Annotated in this window: 13 protein-coding genes; 4 read left to right on the top strand and 9 right to left on the bottom strand. The window is 60.3% G+C overall.

Going from position 1 to position 16,838, the window contains the following annotated elements; all coding sequences use genetic code 11:
• The first annotated feature begins 325 nt into the window (after window positions 1-325).
• Complete coding sequence (locus tag J1G33_RS19875) at window positions 326-2,395, top strand: EAL domain-containing protein (protein ID WP_032876006.1); 2,070 nt, start codon at window positions 326-328, stop codon at window positions 2,393-2,395.
• A gap of 58 nt (window positions 2,396-2,453) precedes the next feature.
• On the opposite strand, the gene J1G33_RS19880 is transcribed toward J1G33_RS19875, so the two are convergent.
• A complete protein-coding gene (locus J1G33_RS19880) occupies window positions 2,454-3,911 on the bottom strand; it encodes an alpha/beta hydrolase (protein ID WP_032876003.1) in 1,458 nt (485 codons plus the stop codon).
• 173 nt (window positions 3,912-4,084) lie between these two features.
• On the opposite strand from J1G33_RS19880, the gene J1G33_RS19885 reads away from it, so the two are divergent.
• The gene (locus tag J1G33_RS19885) at window positions 4,085-4,672 is read left to right on the top strand and encodes a LysE family translocator (RefSeq protein WP_032803577.1); all 588 of its coding nucleotides are present in this window, start codon (window positions 4,085-4,087) and stop codon (window positions 4,670-4,672) included.
• On the opposite strand, the gene J1G33_RS19890 is transcribed toward J1G33_RS19885, so the two are convergent.
• From J1G33_RS19890 to gloB, 8 genes are all read right to left on the bottom strand, one after another.
• Window positions 4,614-5,507 (bottom strand): AraC family transcriptional regulator, encoded by an 894-nt coding sequence (locus tag J1G33_RS19890; RefSeq protein ID WP_223018585.1) that lies wholly within the window; start codon window positions 5,505-5,507, stop codon window positions 4,614-4,616. The genes J1G33_RS19885 and J1G33_RS19890 overlap by 59 nt on opposite strands.
• Before the next feature lie 77 nt (window positions 5,508-5,584).
• Entirely contained in the window at window positions 5,585-7,186 is a 1,602-nt protein-coding gene (locus J1G33_RS19895) for an ABC transporter ATP-binding protein (RefSeq protein WP_032875996.1), read from the bottom strand.
• A 1-nt stretch (window position 7,187) separates the two neighbouring features.
• Complete coding sequence (locus J1G33_RS19900) at window positions 7,188-8,207, bottom strand: ABC transporter permease (protein ID WP_005788757.1); 1,020 nt, start codon at window positions 8,205-8,207, stop codon at window positions 7,188-7,190.
• A gap of 1 nt (window position 8,208) precedes the next feature.
• Window positions 8,209-9,282: a microcin C ABC transporter permease YejB gene (locus tag J1G33_RS19905; protein ID WP_005788756.1), complete on the bottom strand. Its 1,074-nt coding sequence runs from the start codon at window positions 9,280-9,282 to the stop codon at window positions 8,209-8,211.
• Window positions 9,283-11,121: an extracellular solute-binding protein gene (locus J1G33_RS19910; protein ID WP_223018586.1), complete on the bottom strand. Its 1,839-nt coding sequence runs from the start codon at window positions 11,119-11,121 to the stop codon at window positions 9,283-9,285.
• Entirely contained in the window at window positions 11,118-12,947 is a 1,830-nt protein-coding gene (locus tag J1G33_RS19915; RefSeq protein ID WP_223018587.1) for an extracellular solute-binding protein, read from the bottom strand. Before J1G33_RS19915 ends, J1G33_RS19910 begins: the two co-directional genes overlap by 4 nt.
• Before the next feature lie 210 nt (window positions 12,948-13,157).
• Window positions 13,158-14,558, bottom strand: a complete 1,401-nt coding sequence (locus tag J1G33_RS19920; protein WP_216091547.1) for a transglycosylase SLT domain-containing protein — start codon at window positions 14,556-14,558, stop codon at window positions 13,158-13,160.
• A gap of 98 nt (window positions 14,559-14,656) precedes the next feature.
• Window positions 14,657-15,424 (bottom strand): hydroxyacylglutathione hydrolase, encoded by a 768-nt coding sequence (gloB, locus tag J1G33_RS19925; RefSeq protein WP_223018588.1) that lies wholly within the window; start codon window positions 15,422-15,424, stop codon window positions 14,657-14,659.
• Between the two features lie 65 nt (window positions 15,425-15,489).
• Between gloB and J1G33_RS19930 the strand changes: the two genes are divergently transcribed.
• Both J1G33_RS19930 and rnhA read left to right on the top strand, forming a co-directional pair.
• Window positions 15,490-16,248 (top strand): methyltransferase domain-containing protein, encoded by a 759-nt coding sequence (locus tag J1G33_RS19930; protein ID WP_032875979.1) that lies wholly within the window; start codon window positions 15,490-15,492, stop codon window positions 16,246-16,248.
• A gap of 85 nt (window positions 16,249-16,333) precedes the next feature.
• The gene (gene rnhA, locus J1G33_RS19935) at window positions 16,334-16,786 is read left to right on the top strand and encodes a ribonuclease HI (protein ID WP_003173571.1); all 453 of its coding nucleotides are present in this window, start codon (window positions 16,334-16,336) and stop codon (window positions 16,784-16,786) included.
• The last annotated feature ends 52 nt before the right edge of the window (window positions 16,787-16,838 follow it).

A 16,838-nucleotide genomic window follows, 5' to 3' on the forward strand; every position in this document is an offset into this window, starting at 1 on the left:
TTGCATAGTGAAGCTCTCTCCTTTGTGCCTGTTGTCGTTCCAGGCCTGATTCCCTGACTGCGTACCTGCTGGTTTGCAAGTTGTAACATCCTTTAACACGCAGACAGACGCGGATGATACCGACTCAGATAGCCTTAGGGGTTGCTTCAAGTCAGAAAGTTCGATAATTCGGTGGGAAATAGGTGCGGCTATCGTGCGTTTTATCCCAAGAAGCGCGGTACGGGTTGGCAAAAGTCTTTCGCTCCTGCTCTCAGGGCGTGTAGCGTTAGCGTGTGTTTCCGGCCCTGGCTTCCAGCGGCAATAGGTGACGGGCAGAGGACGGCTCATGGCGCAAACGCTGTTCAAACTTTTCCTTACCCAGCGCCTGGCGGTCTTGGCCAGCACCGAGTCGTTGCGTGCGATTCGCGAGGGGTTGTTGTGGATACTGCCGTGTTTGTTGGTATCCGCCGGATTCCTGATCCTGTCCGAGTGCGCCCAGGCGTTGGGGTTCGCCCCCCAGGTAGTGAGTTTCCTGGCGGGGTTGCACAACCAGATCAGCTCGGTGATTCCCTTGCTGGTTGCGGCCTCCATCGGTTACATGTTGGCGATCCAGCATCGCCTGCCACAGCTGCCGGTCGCCTTCCTGTGCCTGACCCACGTGGTGGTTGCCACGTTTGTATTGCGCGAGTATCCCCGGGCGTCGGCCACCTTCCTGCTGTTTATTGCCATCGCTTCGCCCTTGATCAATGTGCCGGTCATTGCCTGGCTGCACCGTTTTCGCTGGACACGCCTGGTCAACGAAGACCTGGTTGGGCATAACCTCAAGGGCACCATCAACATGGTGATCCCTGGCGCGATCACGGCGTTGTCATTGGTGATGATACTGACGTTGCTGTTGCTGATTCCCTACGTGGCGCAATTGCAGGGGCCTCAGGTGCTCGATGCGTTGCAATCGCCTTACAGCACTGGGTTGTTTGTAACGCTGATGAATTCGCTGCTGTGGTTCTTCGGCATTCACGGCGTCTATGCCATGCAGCCGTTGTTCGATGTACTGGACCAGGCCGTGGTGCTCAACGGTGCGGCGCTGGCGGCGGGGCAGCCGGTCCAATATCTGCTCAATAACGGCCTGCTCGGCAGTTTTGCGTTTATCGGCGGATCGGGCGCGACCTTGTGCCTGCTGCTGGCGATCCTGGTGTTTTCCCGCAGCCACTCCATGCGGTTGCTGGCGATCGCCAGCTTGCCGTTGTCGTTATTCAACGTCAGCGAGGTGCTGTTGTTTGGCTTGCCGATCATCCTCAACCCGCGTTTGTTCATACCGTTTCTACTGGTGCCGGCGTTCAACGCGATGGTGGCTTTGACGGTGGTGCAATTGGGCTGGGTCTCGCCGGCGGTGGCCAGCGTGCCGTTTACCGCGCCGGTGCTGCTCAATGCCTACCTCAGCACCCATGGCGACGTGGCGGCTGTGGCCCTGCAAGTGTTGCTGTTGGGCATGGGCACGCTGGTGTATGCGCCCTACGTGCGGGCCATTCATCGTCAGTCCATCGACGGTGGCACGGTTTATCTCAAGTCTCTTGACATGACCTTTCGCGGCCTCGAAGAAAAAGGCCGCCTGCTGGAGTTCGATCCGGTAATGGCCTCCCACCGGACCCTGGCGCGGCAGGCCGTTGAATTGAGCCGGATCCAGCAGATCAGCGATTACGAGTTCTACCTTGAATTCCAACCCCAGGTGTCTACCCGTACCGGCTTGTGCACCGGGTGCGAGGCATTGATGCGCGCCCGGGACAGCCACGGCACGGTGCATTCACCCTGGGAGTTCCTGCAATGGCTGGCACAAGCCAGGCTGATGCCGGACGTGGACGTGTGGGTGGCGTCCCAGGCCGTGCGCCAGTATCAGAAGTGGCGCAAGATCGGCTTTGAACTGCCCATGACCATAAACATTTCCAGTGCCACCTTGAAGGACGCTGCCTATGGTGATCGCCTGGTGGAAATTCTTGCCCAGGCCGATGGCCGGGTGTCGGTGGAAATCACCGAAGATGCGCTGGTCAGCGATATTCCCGCCGCCCGCCAAACCATCCATAAACTGCAGGCCACCGGAGCAAAAGTGTATCTCGATGATTTTGGCACCGGGTTTTCCGCGTTGAGTTACCTGCACCAGTTCCCTGTGGACTTTATCAAGATCGACCGCAGTTTTGTGGTGGCCCAGCGCGACCCCAAGGGCGCCCAAGTGCTGACCGGCATGTTGCGGTTTTGTGAGGCGTTGAACCTGGGCGTGGTAGTGGAGGGGGTGGAGACTGCCGAGCAACTGGCGTTCTTGAGTACGGGACCTGAGTTGTTTATCCAGGGGTGGTATTTCAGCAAGGCATTGCCGGGTGACCAGTTGCCGCGCTTTGTGCGCGAGCGGGCGGCGGTGGTTTGATCCGGCGGTGGGGACGACCGGATAGCCAGACGCTCTTGCCCCACCACTCGGCACTTGGCTAGCGGCAGGTCTTGTCCGTTCTGGTCTCACGAGGCGCCAGCAGATAGTCGACGACAGCCTCGTCCACGCAGCGGTCGATGCCATTGAGCACCAGGGTGTGCCCGTCTCCCTCACGGGTGACCAGTGGGCTTTTAAACCATTTCGCCATCTGCCGTGCGTTGATGTAGGGCGTAGTCGGATCGAATCGCTGGCCGACAAACAGCAACGGTGGCAGGCTCGGTGCGGCCACCGGCACGTGGGCTGAAAGTGTGCCGCGCCATGGCCACAGGTCGCACAGTTCCAGGCCCGACTGCTGCACCGCCAGGTAATTGGTGAAGGGCGAGGCCTCTCGAATCGCCTGTCTCTGTTTGCGCAATAACTGAACATCGCGACCCGGGATTGCGACGTCTGCACAAGAGATTACGCTCAGGGCATCATCGGCATCTTCCCCGACGTTTTCGTCAATCAACCCGGCTACCTGTTCATCGGCGATCCTGTCGTTGGCCTTTTGCAACAAAGCCATCAGCTCGGGCCAGCGGTCGGACCACAGCAGCAGTGCTTGAGTGGTGGTCAATAGGTCGTCGGCGGTCACTTCGTCCCCGTCGGGCGTGATCAAGGCTGTGTCGTATACCTGGCGTAATAGTTGATGAAACGCCTCGTTCGCTCCCGCCTCATCGGGCGGTAAAGGGCAGTCACGGTTTTTTGCGCAGTACGCTGCAAAGCGCTTGAAGGTCTGCTGGTAGCCGCGAGCCTGATTCAGTAGTTGGGTGTAATCGTCCTCTGAAAGGTCCACCACGCCGTCCAGCACCAATGCACGGGTTTGCGCTGGAAAACGTTCGGCATAGAGTGCCGCGACCTGGGTGCCGTAGGAGTAGGCCACTGCGGTTAAACCGGGTTCGCCCAACGCAGCCCGGATCACATCAAGGTCATTGACCGCGTCGTCGGTGCCCATGTGCTGCAAGACCTTTGCGCCGGTATGTTCGATGCAGGCGGCCAGGGTTTTGCGGACCTGGGCTTCCAAGGCGCCAACGTCGTTTTCGTCGATGACCGTTTTTTCGTCCCGCTCGGGCAAGGCACAGGAAATCTTCGGTGTTGACTGCCCCACGCCTCGCGGGTCGTAGCCGATAATGTCGTAGGACCGCGTGAGCCTGGCCACGGTGTCGTCATCGGCCAGGAAGGGGTTGATCCCGGGCAGCCCCGGTCCCCCGCTGATCACCACTACGCTGCCCTGTTTGACGCTGGTGGCAGGCAAGCGGGTCAGCGCGAGTCGTACCTTGTCCGCCTTGGCGTGGCCCGAATATCCCAAAGGCGCCTCAACATAGCCGCACAGCAGATCCTCCGGTGGCTCAGCGTCAAACCAATTGTCGAACGGGCTGTCGGTGCACGGCTGCCAACGCACAGCGCCGGGCTGGGCGTGGGCAGACTGGGACAGGATGATCAGCGGGAGCAGTACCAGCAGGTGCTTGAGTGTTGACATGAAGAGTGAGTCAAGGCCAAAGGGCGCCTACCTTAACCGAGATAGGTGGCCTGGAATCACGCCTTTACAGAATCACCACAAATGTTCACCAAGGGGCATTTTGTTCAATATCCGCAGTGTCTGAGCCTTTACCGTGAAGTCACCTGTGTTTGACTTAACAAGAAGGGACTGCAATGAGCTTGATCATTTCCATGGCTGCTTTCGCCCTGGCCACCTCCATTACCCCTGGCCCGGTCAACGTGGTTGCCCTGAGCAGCGGTGCACGCTTTGGCTTTGCCGCCAGCCAGAAACATGTGTTCGGCGCGGCAGTCGGCTTCACTTTACTGCTGGTGCTGATCGGCCTGGGGCTGCATGAAGTGCTGGTGCGCTGGCCGATACTGACTCAGGTGATCCAGTGGGGCGGGGTGGCTTTCCTGTTGTATATGGCTTGGAAACTGGCGATGGATGACGGTCGACTTGACGCTGAAGGCGCCGCTACCGCGCCATCGATGCTGTACGGCGCGATCATGCAATGGCTCAACCCCAAAGCCTGGCTGGCCTGCGTGGCCGGGATGGGGCTGTTCGTGGCCGATGGCGATGCGGGGCAGGTATGGCTGTTTGCGGCGCTTTACCTGGTGATTTGCTACCTGTCGGTAGCGTGCTGGGCGTATGCCGGGACGTTTTTGCGTCGCTACCTGAACAACCCGCAGGGCGTGCGCCTGTTCAACCGCTCAATGGCCGCGTTGCTGGTGGCCAGTGTGGGTTATTTGCTGATGGCTTGAGGTTCTCGCGGTACTGCCCGGGCGTGGCGGCAAAGTGCTGTTTGAACGTGCGCTGGAAGTGCGCCTGGTCGGCAAAGCCTGCGGCCAGGGCGACATCGGCAATCAGTTCGCCGTCGCGCAATCGAGCGCGGGCGAACTGGATACGGCGATTGACCAGGAAGGCATGGGGTGTCAGCCCGTAATACTGCTTGAAGGCGCGAATCAGGTACGACGGCGATAGCTCGGCTGCCAGGCAAATGTCCTCCAGCTTCAACGCCTCGGTGCAGTGTTCACGGATGAAGTCCGCTGCACGCTCCAGCTTGTGATTGACCTCCCGTATCGGCGTAAGCGAGGGGTTCAAACGCTGCTGGACTTCGCTGAAGTAACCCACCAGCGCGCTCTGTTTGTGCAGCAGTTCGGCCTGCTCATCCACCAACAGTCGGTACAACGCCAATAAGCCGTTATACAGCGAGACGTCTAGGGTATAGGGGGTGCTGAACGGGCGGTAACCCTGGTCGGTGCTGAAACCCAACTGGTGCTGCAGGTCGGTCAGCCAGGGTGTGTCCAGGTAGAGCATATGGTAGGACCAATGCTCATTCTGGATAGGGTTACAGGCGTGCACGTCGCCGGGGTTCATCAGCACCACGGTGCCTGCGCTGATCTCGAACGTCTGTGTGTCGTAGTGGTAATAGCTGCGCCCGGCGGTGATCGCGCCGATGGAAAAGTGCTCATGGGCGTGCCGGGTATAGGTGACTTTGCGCCCGTCGGCAATGGTGCGCGCCTCGATAAACGGCAAGCGTTCGTCGCGCCAGAAACAAGGCGCCTGAGCGGGGCGGGCAGTGGTGTTCAGCGACATGGCGGTGGCTCCATCCCTTGAGAGATCGAGGGCTGATCTTTACACACACCGCCAGTGGCGTCAGCCTTGATGTGATGTCAGGCAGGTACCAAAAAGGCGGCCTTGAGCAATTGGCGGGTGTAGGCATGTTGTGGGTCGGCAAAAATCGCCTTGGCATCGCCTTGCTCCACCACCTGGCCTTGCTTGACCACCATCAGTTGATGGCTGAGCGCCTTCACCACCGCCAGGTCATGGCTGATAAACAGGTACGTCAGGTTGTACTTGGCCTGCAAGCCGCGCAGCAACTCAACCACCTGGCGTTGTACCGTGCGGTCCAGGGCCGAGGTGGGCTCGTCCAGCAGAATCAGGCGCGGCTTGAGCACCAGGGCGCGGGCGATGGCGATACGTTGGCGTTGGCCACCGGAGAATTCGTGGGGGTAGCGATGACGGGATTCGGGGTCCAGGCCCACTTCCCTGAGCGCTGCGATAATCGCTGCTTCCTGCTCGTCAGGCGTGCCCATCTTGTGGATGCGCAAGCCCTCGCCGACGATTTCGCTGACGCACATGCGCGGGCTCAGGCTGCCGAATGGGTCCTGGAACACCACCTGCATTTCCCGGCGCAACGGGCGCACCTGTTGCTGGGTAAGCGTGTCCAGTTGCTGGCCTTCGAAGCGTATCCCGCCCTTGCTGCCGATCAGGCGCAAAATCGCCAGGCCCAGGGTGGACTTGCCCGAGCCACTTTCACCGACGATGCCCAGGGTTTGTCCCTGGGGCAGGCTGAAATTGATGCCGTCCACCGCCTTGACGTAATCCACGGTGTTGCGCAAAAAGCCTTTCTTGATCGGGAACCAGACTTTCAGGTCGTCTACTTCCAGCAACGGTGGGCCGACCTCATTGCCGGCCGGCCCGCCGCTGGGCTCTGCTGCCAATAATTCCTGGGTATAGGGGTGCTGGGGCGACCGGAACAATGTCTCGCACTCGGCCTGCTCCACGATGCAACCTTGCTGCATCACGCACACGCGATGGGCGATGCGTCGCACCAGGTTGAGGTCGTGGCTGATCAGCAACAGCGCCATGCCCAGCCGCGCCTGCAACTCCTTGAGCAACTCCAGGATCTTCAACTGCACGGTGACATCCAGGGCCGTGGTCGGCTCATCGGCGATCAGCAGCTCCGGCTCATTGGCCAACGCCATGGCGATCATCACCCGCTGGCGCTGGCCGCCGGACAATTCGTGGGGCAGCGCCTTGAGGCGTTTGTGCGGTTCGGGGATGCCCACCAGCTCCAGCAATTCCAGGGTGCGCCGGGTGGCGGCCTTGCCCGTCAGGCCCTTGTGTAGGCCGAGTACTTCGTTGATTTGCTTCTCGATGGAGTGCAGCGGGTTCAACGAGGTCATCGGCTCCTGGAAGATCATTGCAATGCGGTTGCCGCGAATATGCCGCAGGGTCTTTTCTTTAAGGGTCAGCAGGTCTTGCCCGGCGTATTCGATAGTGCCGCTCGGGTGTCGCGCCAACGGGTAGGGCAGCAGCCGCAGGATCGAGTGGGCCGTTACCGACTTTCCGGAGCCGCTTTCGCCGACCAGTGCCAGGGTCTCACCCCGTTTGATGTCGAAACTCACCTGGTTGACCACGCGGTGGTGATGTTCACCGGTGACAAACTCGACACTGAGGTCACGGATTTCAATCAGATTGTCCGGATTCATCTCATTTCCTCGGGTCGAACGCATCGCGAGCGGACTCGCCGATAAACACCAGCAGGCTCAACATGATCGCCAGTACGGCAAAGGCACTCATGCCCAGCCACGGCGCTTGCAGGTTGGATTTACCCTGGGCCACCAGTTCACCCAGCGACGGCGAACCCGCCGGCAGGCCGAAGCCAAGGAAATCCAGGGCGGTGAGGGTGCCGATGGCGCCGGTAAGGATGAACGGCAGAAAGGTCATGGTCGAGACCATTGCATTGGGCAGGATATGGCGGAACATGATCGCGCCGTTCTGCATGCCGAGGGCCCGCGCTGCGCGCACGTACTCAAGGTTGCGCCCGCGCAGGAACTCGGCGCGCACCACATCCACCAGGCTCATCCAGGAAAACAGCAGCATGATCCCCAGCAGCCACCAGAAGTTGGGTTGCACGAAACTGGCGAGGATGATCAGCAGGTAGAGCACCGGCAGCCCCGACCAGATCTCCAGAAAGCGTTGCCCGGCCAGGTCGACCCAGCCGCCATAGAACCCCTGCAACGCGCCGGCAATCACGCCGATGATCGAGCTGAGCACGGTCAGGGTCAGAGCAAACAGCACCGATACGCGAAAGCCGTAGATCACCCGCGCCAGCACGTCACGCCCCTGGTCATCGGTACCCAGCAGGTTGACGCTTGAAGGGGGGGCAGGGGCGGGGACCTTCAGGTCGTAGTTGATGCTCTGGTAGCTGAACGGGATCGGTGCCCACAAGGTCCAGGCATCCTTGGCCTTGAGCAGCTCCTGGATATACGGGCTCTTGTAGTTGGCTTCCAGGGGGAATTCGCCGCCGAAGGTGGTCTCGGGGTAGCGCTTGAGCGCCGGGAAATACCAGTCGCCGTCGTAATGTACGGCCAGGGGTTTGTCGTTGGCGATCAGCTCGGCGCCCAGGCTCAGCCCGAACAGGATCAGGAACAGCCACAGCGACCACCAGCCACGTTTGTTGGCCTTGAACCGCTCGAACCGGCGGCGATTGAGGGGGGACAGGTTCATCTCAATGCTCCCGGCTGGCGAAGTCGATACGCGGATCGACCAGGGTATAGGTGAGGTCACCGATCAGTTTCACGACCAGCCCCAGCAGGGTGAAGATAAACAGCGTGCCGAATACCACCGGATAGTCGCGGTTGATTGCCGCTTCAAAGCTCATCAGGCCCAGGCCGTCGAGGGAGAAGATCACCTCCACCAGCAGCGAGCCGGTAAAGAAGATGCCGATGAACGCCGAGGGGAAGCCGGCGATCACCAGCAGCATCGCATTGCGGAAGACGTGGCCGTAGAGCACGCGGTGGTTGGTCAGCCCTTTGGCCTTGGCAGTGACCACGTATTGCTTGTTGATCTCGTCGAGAAAGCTGTTCTTGGTCAGCAGGGTCATGGTCGCGAAGTTGCCGATCACCAGTGCGGTGACAGGCAGCGCCAAGTGCCAGAAGTAATCGAGGATCTTGCCGCCAACGCTCAACTCGTCGAAGTTGTTGGAGGTCAGCCCGCGCAAGGGGAACCAGTCGAAATAACTGCCGCCGGCAAACACCACGATCAGCAAGATCGCAAACAGGAACGCCGGAATCGCATAACCCACGATGATGGCCGAGCTGGTCCACACATCGAAGTGGCTGCCGTGTCGCGTGGCCTTGGCGATCCCCAGCGGAATCGACACCAGGTACATGATCAGGGTGCTCCATAACCCGAGAGAGATGGACACCGGCATCTTTTCCTTGATCAGGTCGATGACCTTGGCGTCACGAAAAAAACTGTCGCCAAAATCCAGCCGGGCGTAGTTCTTGACCATGATCCACAAGCGTTCCGGCGCCGACTTGTCGAAGCCGTACATCTTTTCGATTTCCTTGATCAGCGCCGGGTCCAGGCCCTGGGCGCCACGGTAGCTGGAGCCGGCCACCGCAACTTCGGCCCCGCCCCCGGCAATACGGCTGGTGGCGCCGTCGAAGCCTTCCAGCTTGGCGATCATCTGCTCCACCGGCCCGCCGGGGGCGGCCTGGATGATGACGAAATTGATCAGCAAAATCCCGAACAGCGTGGGAATGATCAGCAACAGGCGGCGAACAATATAGGCCAGCATTCAATCGCCTCCGCTCGCCGCATCGGCGTTTTGTGTGGTGTCCAGGGAGACCGCCGGTTTGACATCGGGTTTGGCCCACCAGGTGGCCGTGCCCACGTCGTAGCGTGGCGAGACTTTGGGATGACCCAAGTGGTCCCAGTACGCCACGCGGAAGGTCTTGATGTGCCAGTTGGGCACCACGTAGTAACCAAACTGGAGTACGCGGTCGAGCGCCCTGGCGTGGGCAATCAGGCTTTGGCGCGAGCCGGCATCGATCAGCTCTTCGACCAGTTGGTCAACGGCCGGATCCTTGAGGCCCATGTAGTTACGGCTGCCGGGTTTGTCGGCGCTGGACGACTTCCAGAATTCGCGCTGCTCGTTACCGGGCGAGGTGGACTGTGGGAAGCTGCCCACCAGCATGTCGAAATCCCGTGAGCGCAGGCGGTTGACGAACTGCGAGACATCCACTCGGCGAATCACCAGGTCGATGCCCAGGTCGGCCAGGTTGCGCTTGAACGGCAGCAGGATGCGTTCGAATTCGGTCTGGGCCAGCAGGAATTCAATAGTCACCGGTTTGCCGGTGCTGTCGACCATCTTGTCATCGACAATCTTCCAGCCGGCAGCTTGCAACAGCTGGTAAGCCTCGCGCTGCTGGGTGCGGATCATGCCGCTGCCATCGGTTTTGGAAGGTTCGAAGGCCTGAGTGAAGACTTCGGGCGGGATCTTGTCGCGCAAAGGCTCAAGGATCGCCAGTTCATCCGGGCCAGGTAAACCGGTGGCGGCCATTTCCGAGTTTTCGAAATAGCTGCGGGTTCGGGTGTACGCGCCGTTGAACAGCTGCTTGTTGCTCCATTCGAAATCCAGTAGCAGGCTGATCGCCTTGCGCACCCGCACATCCTGGAACATCGGCTTGCGCATATTGAACACAAAGCCCTGCATACCGGTGGGGTTGCCGTTGGGGATCTCTTCCTTGATCAGTCGGCCCTGGGTCACCGCCGGGATGTTATAGGCATTGGCCCAGTTCTTTGCGCTGAATTCCAGCCAGTAATCGAACTGCCCGGCCTTCAAGGCTTCCAGGGAGACGGTGCTGTCACGGTAGTAATCAGTGATGCGGGTGTCGAAATTGTAGAAGCCCTTGTTCACCGGCAGGTCCCTGGCCCAGTAGTCCTTGACCCGCTCGTAGCGAATCATGCGTCCGGGCTTGACCTGCGCCACCTGGTACGGCCCGCTGCCCAGGGGCGCTTCCAGGTTGCCCTTGGAGAAGTCGCGAGTCGCCCACCAGTGCTTGGGCAGTACTGGCAACTGCCCGAGTATCAGCGGCAATTCGCGGTTGTTGGTGCGCTTGAACTTGAACAGCACACGCAACGGGTCTTCGGCCACGACTTCGTCGACATCGGCGTAGTAGTTGCGGTAAAGCGGGTTACCGTCCTTGATCAGGGTCTGGAAGGTAAACACCACGTCCTCGGCGCGCATCGGATGGCCATCGTGGAAGCGCGCTTCGGGGCGCAGGTAGAAACGCACCCAACTGTTGTCCGGGGCTTTTTCGATCTTGCCCGCCACCAGCCCGTATTCGGTAATGGGCTCGTCCAGGCTTTGCATGGCCAGGGTGTCGTAGATCAACGGCAGGTTATCCGCCGGCACGCCCTTGCTGATGTAGGGGTTGAGGCTGTCGAAGCCGCCCATGGCCGATTCGCGGAAGGTGCCGCCTTTGGGGGCGTCGGGGTTGACGTAGTCGAAATGCTTGAAGTCGGCGGGGTACTTGGGGGGCTCGTTGTAGAGGGTCAGCGCGTGTTGCGGGGCGGCTTGGGCCGCGGTGCACAGCAACAGGCTGGCGAGCAGGGTAGTACGCAAAGACATCATTGGGCTTTCTCCGAAGCTTTCAGCCACCACGCACTCAGGCCCAGGCTATAGGGCGGCGTGGTAACGAAGGCGAACCGGTTGCGGTACGCCAGGCGATGATAGTTGAGGTACCAGTTGGGAATGCTGTAGTGCTGCCACAGCAGCACGCGGTCCAGGGCGCGGCCGGCCGCCAGTTGTTCTTCGCGGGTCTGCGCCGCCAGCAGTTGATCCAACAGATGGTCGACCACCGGGTTGGCGATGCCGGCGTAGTTCTTGCTGCCTTTGATCGTGGCCTGGCTGGAGTGAAAGTACTGCCACTGCTCCAGACCCGGGCTTAGGGTCTGGTTGAGAGTCATCAGAATCATGTCGAAATCGAATTGATCGAGGCGCTGTTTGTACTGTGCCCGGTCGACGGTGCGCAAGCGGGCGTCGATGCCGATGCGGGTCATATTTTCGACATAAGGTTGCAGGATGCGCTCAAGGTTCGGGTTGACCAACAGGATCTCCAGGCGCAGCGGTTGCCCATCCTTGTTGAGCAGGCGTTGGCCCGACAGTTTCCAGCCGGCTTCGCCGAGCAGTGCCAGGGCGCGACGCAGCGTGTCGCGGGGGATACCGCGACCGTCGGTCTGCGGCAGGCTGAACGGCTGGGTAAACAGTGCGGCCGGCAGTTGGTCGCGATAGGACGAGAGCATCAGCCACTCATGGCCCACGGGCAGGCCGGTGGCCGAGAATTCGCTGTTGGGGTAATAGCTCACCGAACGCTTGTAGGCGCTGCTGAACAGGGTGCGGTTGGTCCACTCGAAGTCGAACATCAACCCCAGGGCTTCGCGGACCTTGGCCTGGCTGAAGGCGGGCCGCCGGGTATTCATGAACAGGCCCTGGCTCTGGGTGGGGATCTGGTGGGCAATCTGCGCCTTGATCACATCGCCACGATTGACCGCCGGGAAGTTGTAGCCCGTGGCCCAGTTCTTGGCCTGATGCTCGATATAAATGTCGAATTCACCAGCCTTGAAGGCTTCAAAAGCCACGTCGCTGTCGCGATAGAACTCCACCTCGACCTTGTCGTAGTTGTAGAAGCCTCGGTTGACCGGCAGGTCCTTGCCCCAGTAATCCTTGACCCGCTCGAATACCAACTGTCGGCCCGGGGCGACCTTGGTCATGCGGTATGGCCCGCTGCCCAGCGGCGGCTCGAAGGTGGTGGCCTTGAAATCGCGGTTCTTCCAGTAGTGCAGGGGCAGCACCGGCAATTCGCCCAGGCGCAGGATCAGCAACGGGTTGCCCGCACGCTTGAATACAAAACGGATGCGGTGGCGGTTGAGAATATCGACCCGGGCCACTTCCTGCAGGCTCGTACGGTATTGCGGATGGCCTTCGGTCAACAGCGTGCGATAGGAAAACGCCACGTCTGCGGCGGTGATCGGCTTGCCGTCGTGAAAGCGCGCTTCGGGGCGCAGGTTGAACACCACCCAACTGCGGTCCTCGCTGTATTCCACCGACTGGGCAATCAGGCCATAGCTGGAAGTGGGCTCGTCGCCCGACGGCGCGTACTGGCCGGTGCCGACCATCAAGGGTTCGTTCAGCTCATTGACGCCGTATTGCAGGAAATTGCCGGTGGAAACCGGGCTGGTGCCCTTGAAGGTATAGGGGTTGAGCGTGTCGAAGGTGCCAAAGGCCATAACCCGCAGCGTGCCGCCTTTGGGCGCTGCAGGGTTTACCCAATCGTAATGGGTGAATTTGGCCGGGTACTTGAGTGAGCCGAACTGCGCGTAACCGTGGCTCTCGGTAATCGTCGCGTTCGCAGCAAAGCTCAAGGCCAGACTTGTTAGTAGAAGGAGAGGACGCTTCAAGTCAGAGATCCGATCCAGGCGGCTTGGGCTTTATGATCGGTACAGTAACAGCTTGTTCCGGTTGGAAAAAGCCAGTTAGGGCGATGGCGATCCAATGTGGGAGGGGGCTTGCTCCCGATAGCGGCATGTCAGCCAATACATAGGCTGACTGACCCACTGCTATCGGGAGCAAGCCCCCTCCCACATTAGCCTCCGGTGTTCTTGAGGGCTTTATCTTGGCCCGGAAACCACCAGCATCTGCCCTGGCTTTAACGCCTGGCCGGTGCGCGGGTTCCAACGCTTGAGATGTTGCATCTCAACGTTGAAACGCTTGGCGACCATGTACAACGAGTCGCCTTTCTTGACCTTGTACTGCACCGGTTTTTTCGCTGCGGCCTTGCGGGTGTCCTGCATCACCAGGGTCTGGCCGACCTTGAGTGCCTGGCCGTTGAGCTTGTTCCAGCGTTGCAGGTCATGCACGTCGACCTTGTTGGCCTTGGCGATCAAGGTAAGGTTATCGCCACTGCGCACCTTGTAGCTGCGGGTACGCCCGGCCACCGACTTGGTCTCGACTTCGTCGAACACCGGCTTCTTGGGGCGCATACTCAGCAATTCTTCCGGCTTCATCGTCGAAAGGGTGCTGGTGAGCAGCTGCGCCTTGGAGGTCGGCACCAGCAAATGCTGGGGGCCGTCCAGGGTGGTGCGTTGTTTCAGGGCCGGGTTGAGCTGGAACAGTTCGTCTTCGTCGATTTCGGCCAACGCGGCAACCCGTGACAGGTCCATGCTTTGCTTGACTTCAACCACTTCGAAGTACGGCGTGTTGGCAATCGGGTTCAGGTTGACGCCGTAGGCCTCTGGCGCCAGAACCACCTGGGACAGGGCCAGGAACTTGGGCACATAGTCCTTGGTTTCCTGGGGCAGGGGCAGGTTCCAGTAATCGGTAGGCAGGCCGAGCTTTTCGTTGCGCTCGATCGCCCGGCTGACCGTACCTTCGCCGGCGTTATAAGCCGCCAATGCCAGCAGCCAGTCGCCGTTGAACATGTCATGCAGACGTGTCAGATAGTCCAGGGCGGCGGTGGTGGAGGCGGTAATGTCGCGGCGGCCGTCGTAGGCACGGGTCTGGCGCAGGTTGAAGTAGCGCCCGGTGGAGGGAATGAACTGCCACAAGCCGACCGCATCGCTGCGCGAATAAGCCATCGGGTTGTAGGCACTTTCAATCACTGGCAGCAGGGCCAGCTCCAGAGGCATGTTGCGTTCTTCAAGGCGTTCGACGATGTAATGAATGTAGAGGCTGCCGCGTTCACCGGCGTTCTCCAGAAAGGACGGGTTGCTGGCGAACCACAGACGCTGTTGCTCGATGCGTGGGTTGACGCCGACACCGTCCTGCAATTGAAAGCCCCGACGCATGCGTTCCCAGACATCCTGGGGTACTTCGGGGCTGGGCTTCTCTGATAGCCAAATAGGTTTTTGCTTGATCTTGGCAGCAAGATTGGGTTTGGGTTGCACGGTGGATTGTGCAGCGTAATTGGTCGATTGGCAGCCCGCCAGAGTTGCGGAAACGGCCACCGCCACGGCTTGAGCCAGGCGGGTCAATGCGTCTGAAGAAATTGATTTACGAATAGATGACGACATTGGCTGGAAGTAAGTTCCGGGCAAAAATGTCGGGCGATTCTAGAAAGCGCTTTGGTTCCGGTCAACCATTCAGAAATTACGTATCAGATTGCATCCTCTTAGAACTTATCTTTCCAAGCCCTCAAGCTAGCAAACACCTCGGCCCCAGAGCGGTTGTCGCGGCCATTCCGTTCGTCCGCTTTTTGTTTAACGGATGTTTCAGCGGTGCGCAAAAAGGGATTCGTGAGTTTTTCCAGCGCCAGGCTCGAAGGCAGCGTGATCTCGCCACGGGCGCGGAGTTGGGCAACATTTTCCACCCGTTCGGCGATATCGGTGTTGTCCGGTTCAACGGCCTGGGCAAACTTGAGGTTGCTTTGTGTGTATTCATGGGTGCAGTACACAAGTGTATCGGCAGGCAGGGCAGCCAGGCGCTGCAGGGAGGCATGCATCTGCTCCGGCGTGCCCTCGAACAGGCGGCCGCAACCGGCAGCGAACAGCGTATCGCCACACAACAACACGCCCTGGTGGTAAAAGGCGATATGCCCCAGCGTGTGCCCCGGCACGGCGTACACGTCGAAGTCCCAGCCCAGCACGTTGATGCGGTCATTGTCGTGCAGGGCTACATCCCGCGCCGGAATCTTTTCATTGGCCGGGCCGTAGACCTTGGCGCCGGTAATATTTTTCAGTTGCTCGACACCGCCCACATGATCATGGTGATGGTGGGTGACCAGAATGTCGCTGAGGGTCCACTCGGTGTTCTGCTTGAGCCAGGCCAGCACCGGCGCGGCATCGCCGGGGTCGACCGCGGCGCAGCGCAGGGTGGAAGGGTCTTGTAACAACCAGATGTAGTTGTCGGTGAAGGCGGGTAGGGCACTGATCTGTATCATTCTTCGATTCGCCAAGCTGAACACATTGGTGCATCTTAGAACGTCTAGGCGAGTTGGAGAATGCAATGACTGATAAAGCGTTCGCCCAGGCCGATCCTGAGTGGCTGGCCCTGATCAGCGCGGCCCGCGAATGGTTGTCCGGGCCGATTGGACAATTTCTGCTGGACGAAGAGCGGCGTATGCTCGACGACGAGCTGGGCCGGTTCTTTGGCGGCTATCTGGTGCATTACGGCCCCTCGGCCCAGACGCCGCCTTCGGCGCCCCAGGTGCAACGCAATGTTCGCCTGGGCGCGCCGCTGCCGGGGGTGGAAATCGTCTGTGAGGAACAGGCCTGGCCCTTGAGCGAGCACGCCGCTGATGTGGTGGTGCTGCAGCATGGCCTGGATTTCTGCCTGTCGCCCCATGGGTTGCTGCGCGAAGCCGCGAGCAGCGTGCGCCCAGGTGGCCATTTGCTGATTGTCGGTATCAACCCCTGGAGCAGCTGGGGCTTGCGCCGTGTGTTCGCCCGTGATGGCCTGCGTCAGGCGCGCTGCATCTCGCCATCGCGGGTGGGAGACTGGCTGAACCTGCTGGGCTTTGCGCTGGAGAAACGTCGCTTCGGGTGCTATCGTCCGCCGCTTGCGACAGCCAAGTGGCAGGGCCGCCTGGCGGGCTGGGAACGCCGTGCGGGTGCCTGGCAATTATCCGGCGGCGGCTTCTATCTACTGGTAGCGCGCAAGATCGTGGTCGGGTTGCGGCCGGTGCGTCAGGTTGCGCGCCAGCCCATTGGCAAGCTCGTGCCGATGCCGATGGCCAAGGTCAACCGCAAGCAAAGCGAACGCTGAACCCTTTTTTGATTTCAGGCCGGTTTGTCCGGCCTCGGGATACTGTCGGTCGATTACCGCCAGCCCGTTTTGATGGATACAACCGATGACCGATAGCGTAGAACTCTTCACCGATGGCGCCTGCAAGGGCAACCCCGGCCCCGGCGGTTGGGGCGCCTTGCTGGTGTGCAAGGGCGTGGAGAAGGAACTGTGGGGCGGTGAAGCCAATACCACCAATAACCGCATGGAGCTGATGGGCGCTATTCGTGGCCTGGAAGAGCTCAAGCGGCGCTGCAACGTCTTGCTGGTGACCGACTCGCAATACGTGATGAAGGGCATCAACGAGTGGATGGTCAACTGGAAGAAGCGCGGTTGGAAGACGGCGGCCAAGGAGCCGGTCAAGAATGCTGACTTGTGGCAGTTGCTCGACGAGCAATGCAACCGTCACGACATCACCTGGAAATGGGTGCGTGGGCACATCGGCCACCCTGGCAACGAACGCGCCGACCAGTTGGCCAATCGTGGCGTGGATGAAGTGCGCGGCTACAAGCAGAGCTGAATCAGCTCACGTGTTAACATCGCGCCCTTTGATTCACCACATCACATTGCAC

This window comes from Pseudomonas sp. P867 (genome assembly GCF_019891455.1).
GTDB lineage: Bacteria > Pseudomonadota > Gammaproteobacteria > Pseudomonadales > Pseudomonadaceae > Aquipseudomonas > Aquipseudomonas synxantha_A.

Bases quoted from the DNA above. Each gene is read 5' to 3' on its own strand.
- J1G33_RS19875 (WP_032876006.1), top strand. From the start codon at position 326: ATGGCGCAAACGCTGTTCAAACTTTTCCTTACCCAGCGCCTGGCGGTC.
- J1G33_RS19880 (WP_032876003.1), bottom strand. From the start codon at position 3,911: ATGTCAACACTCAAGCACCTGCTGGTACTGCTCCCGCTGATCATCCTG.
- J1G33_RS19885 (WP_032803577.1), top strand. From the start codon at position 4,085: ATGAGCTTGATCATTTCCATGGCTGCTTTCGCCCTGGCCACCTCCATT.
- J1G33_RS19890 (WP_223018585.1), bottom strand. From the start codon at position 5,507: ATGTCGCTGAACACCACTGCCCGCCCCGCTCAGGCGCCTTGTTTCTGG.
- J1G33_RS19895 (WP_032875996.1), bottom strand. From the start codon at position 7,186: ATGAATCCGGACAATCTGATTGAAATCCGTGACCTCAGTGTCGAGTTT.
- J1G33_RS19900 (WP_005788757.1), bottom strand. From the start codon at position 8,207: ATGAACCTGTCCCCCCTCAATCGCCGCCGGTTCGAGCGGTTCAAGGCC.
- J1G33_RS19905 (WP_005788756.1), bottom strand. From the start codon at position 9,282: ATGCTGGCCTATATTGTTCGCCGCCTGTTGCTGATCATTCCCACGCTG.
- J1G33_RS19910 (WP_223018586.1), bottom strand. From the start codon at position 11,121: ATGATGTCTTTGCGTACTACCCTGCTCGCCAGCCTGTTGCTGTGCACC.
- J1G33_RS19920 (WP_216091547.1), bottom strand. From the start codon at position 14,558: ATGTCGTCATCTATTCGTAAATCAATTTCTTCAGACGCATTGACCCGC.
- gloB (WP_223018588.1), bottom strand. From the start codon at position 15,424: ATGATACAGATCAGTGCCCTACCCGCCTTCACCGACAACTACATCTGG.
- J1G33_RS19930 (WP_032875979.1), top strand. From the start codon at position 15,490: ATGACTGATAAAGCGTTCGCCCAGGCCGATCCTGAGTGGCTGGCCCTG.
- rnhA (WP_003173571.1), top strand. From the start codon at position 16,334: ATGACCGATAGCGTAGAACTCTTCACCGATGGCGCCTGCAAGGGCAAC.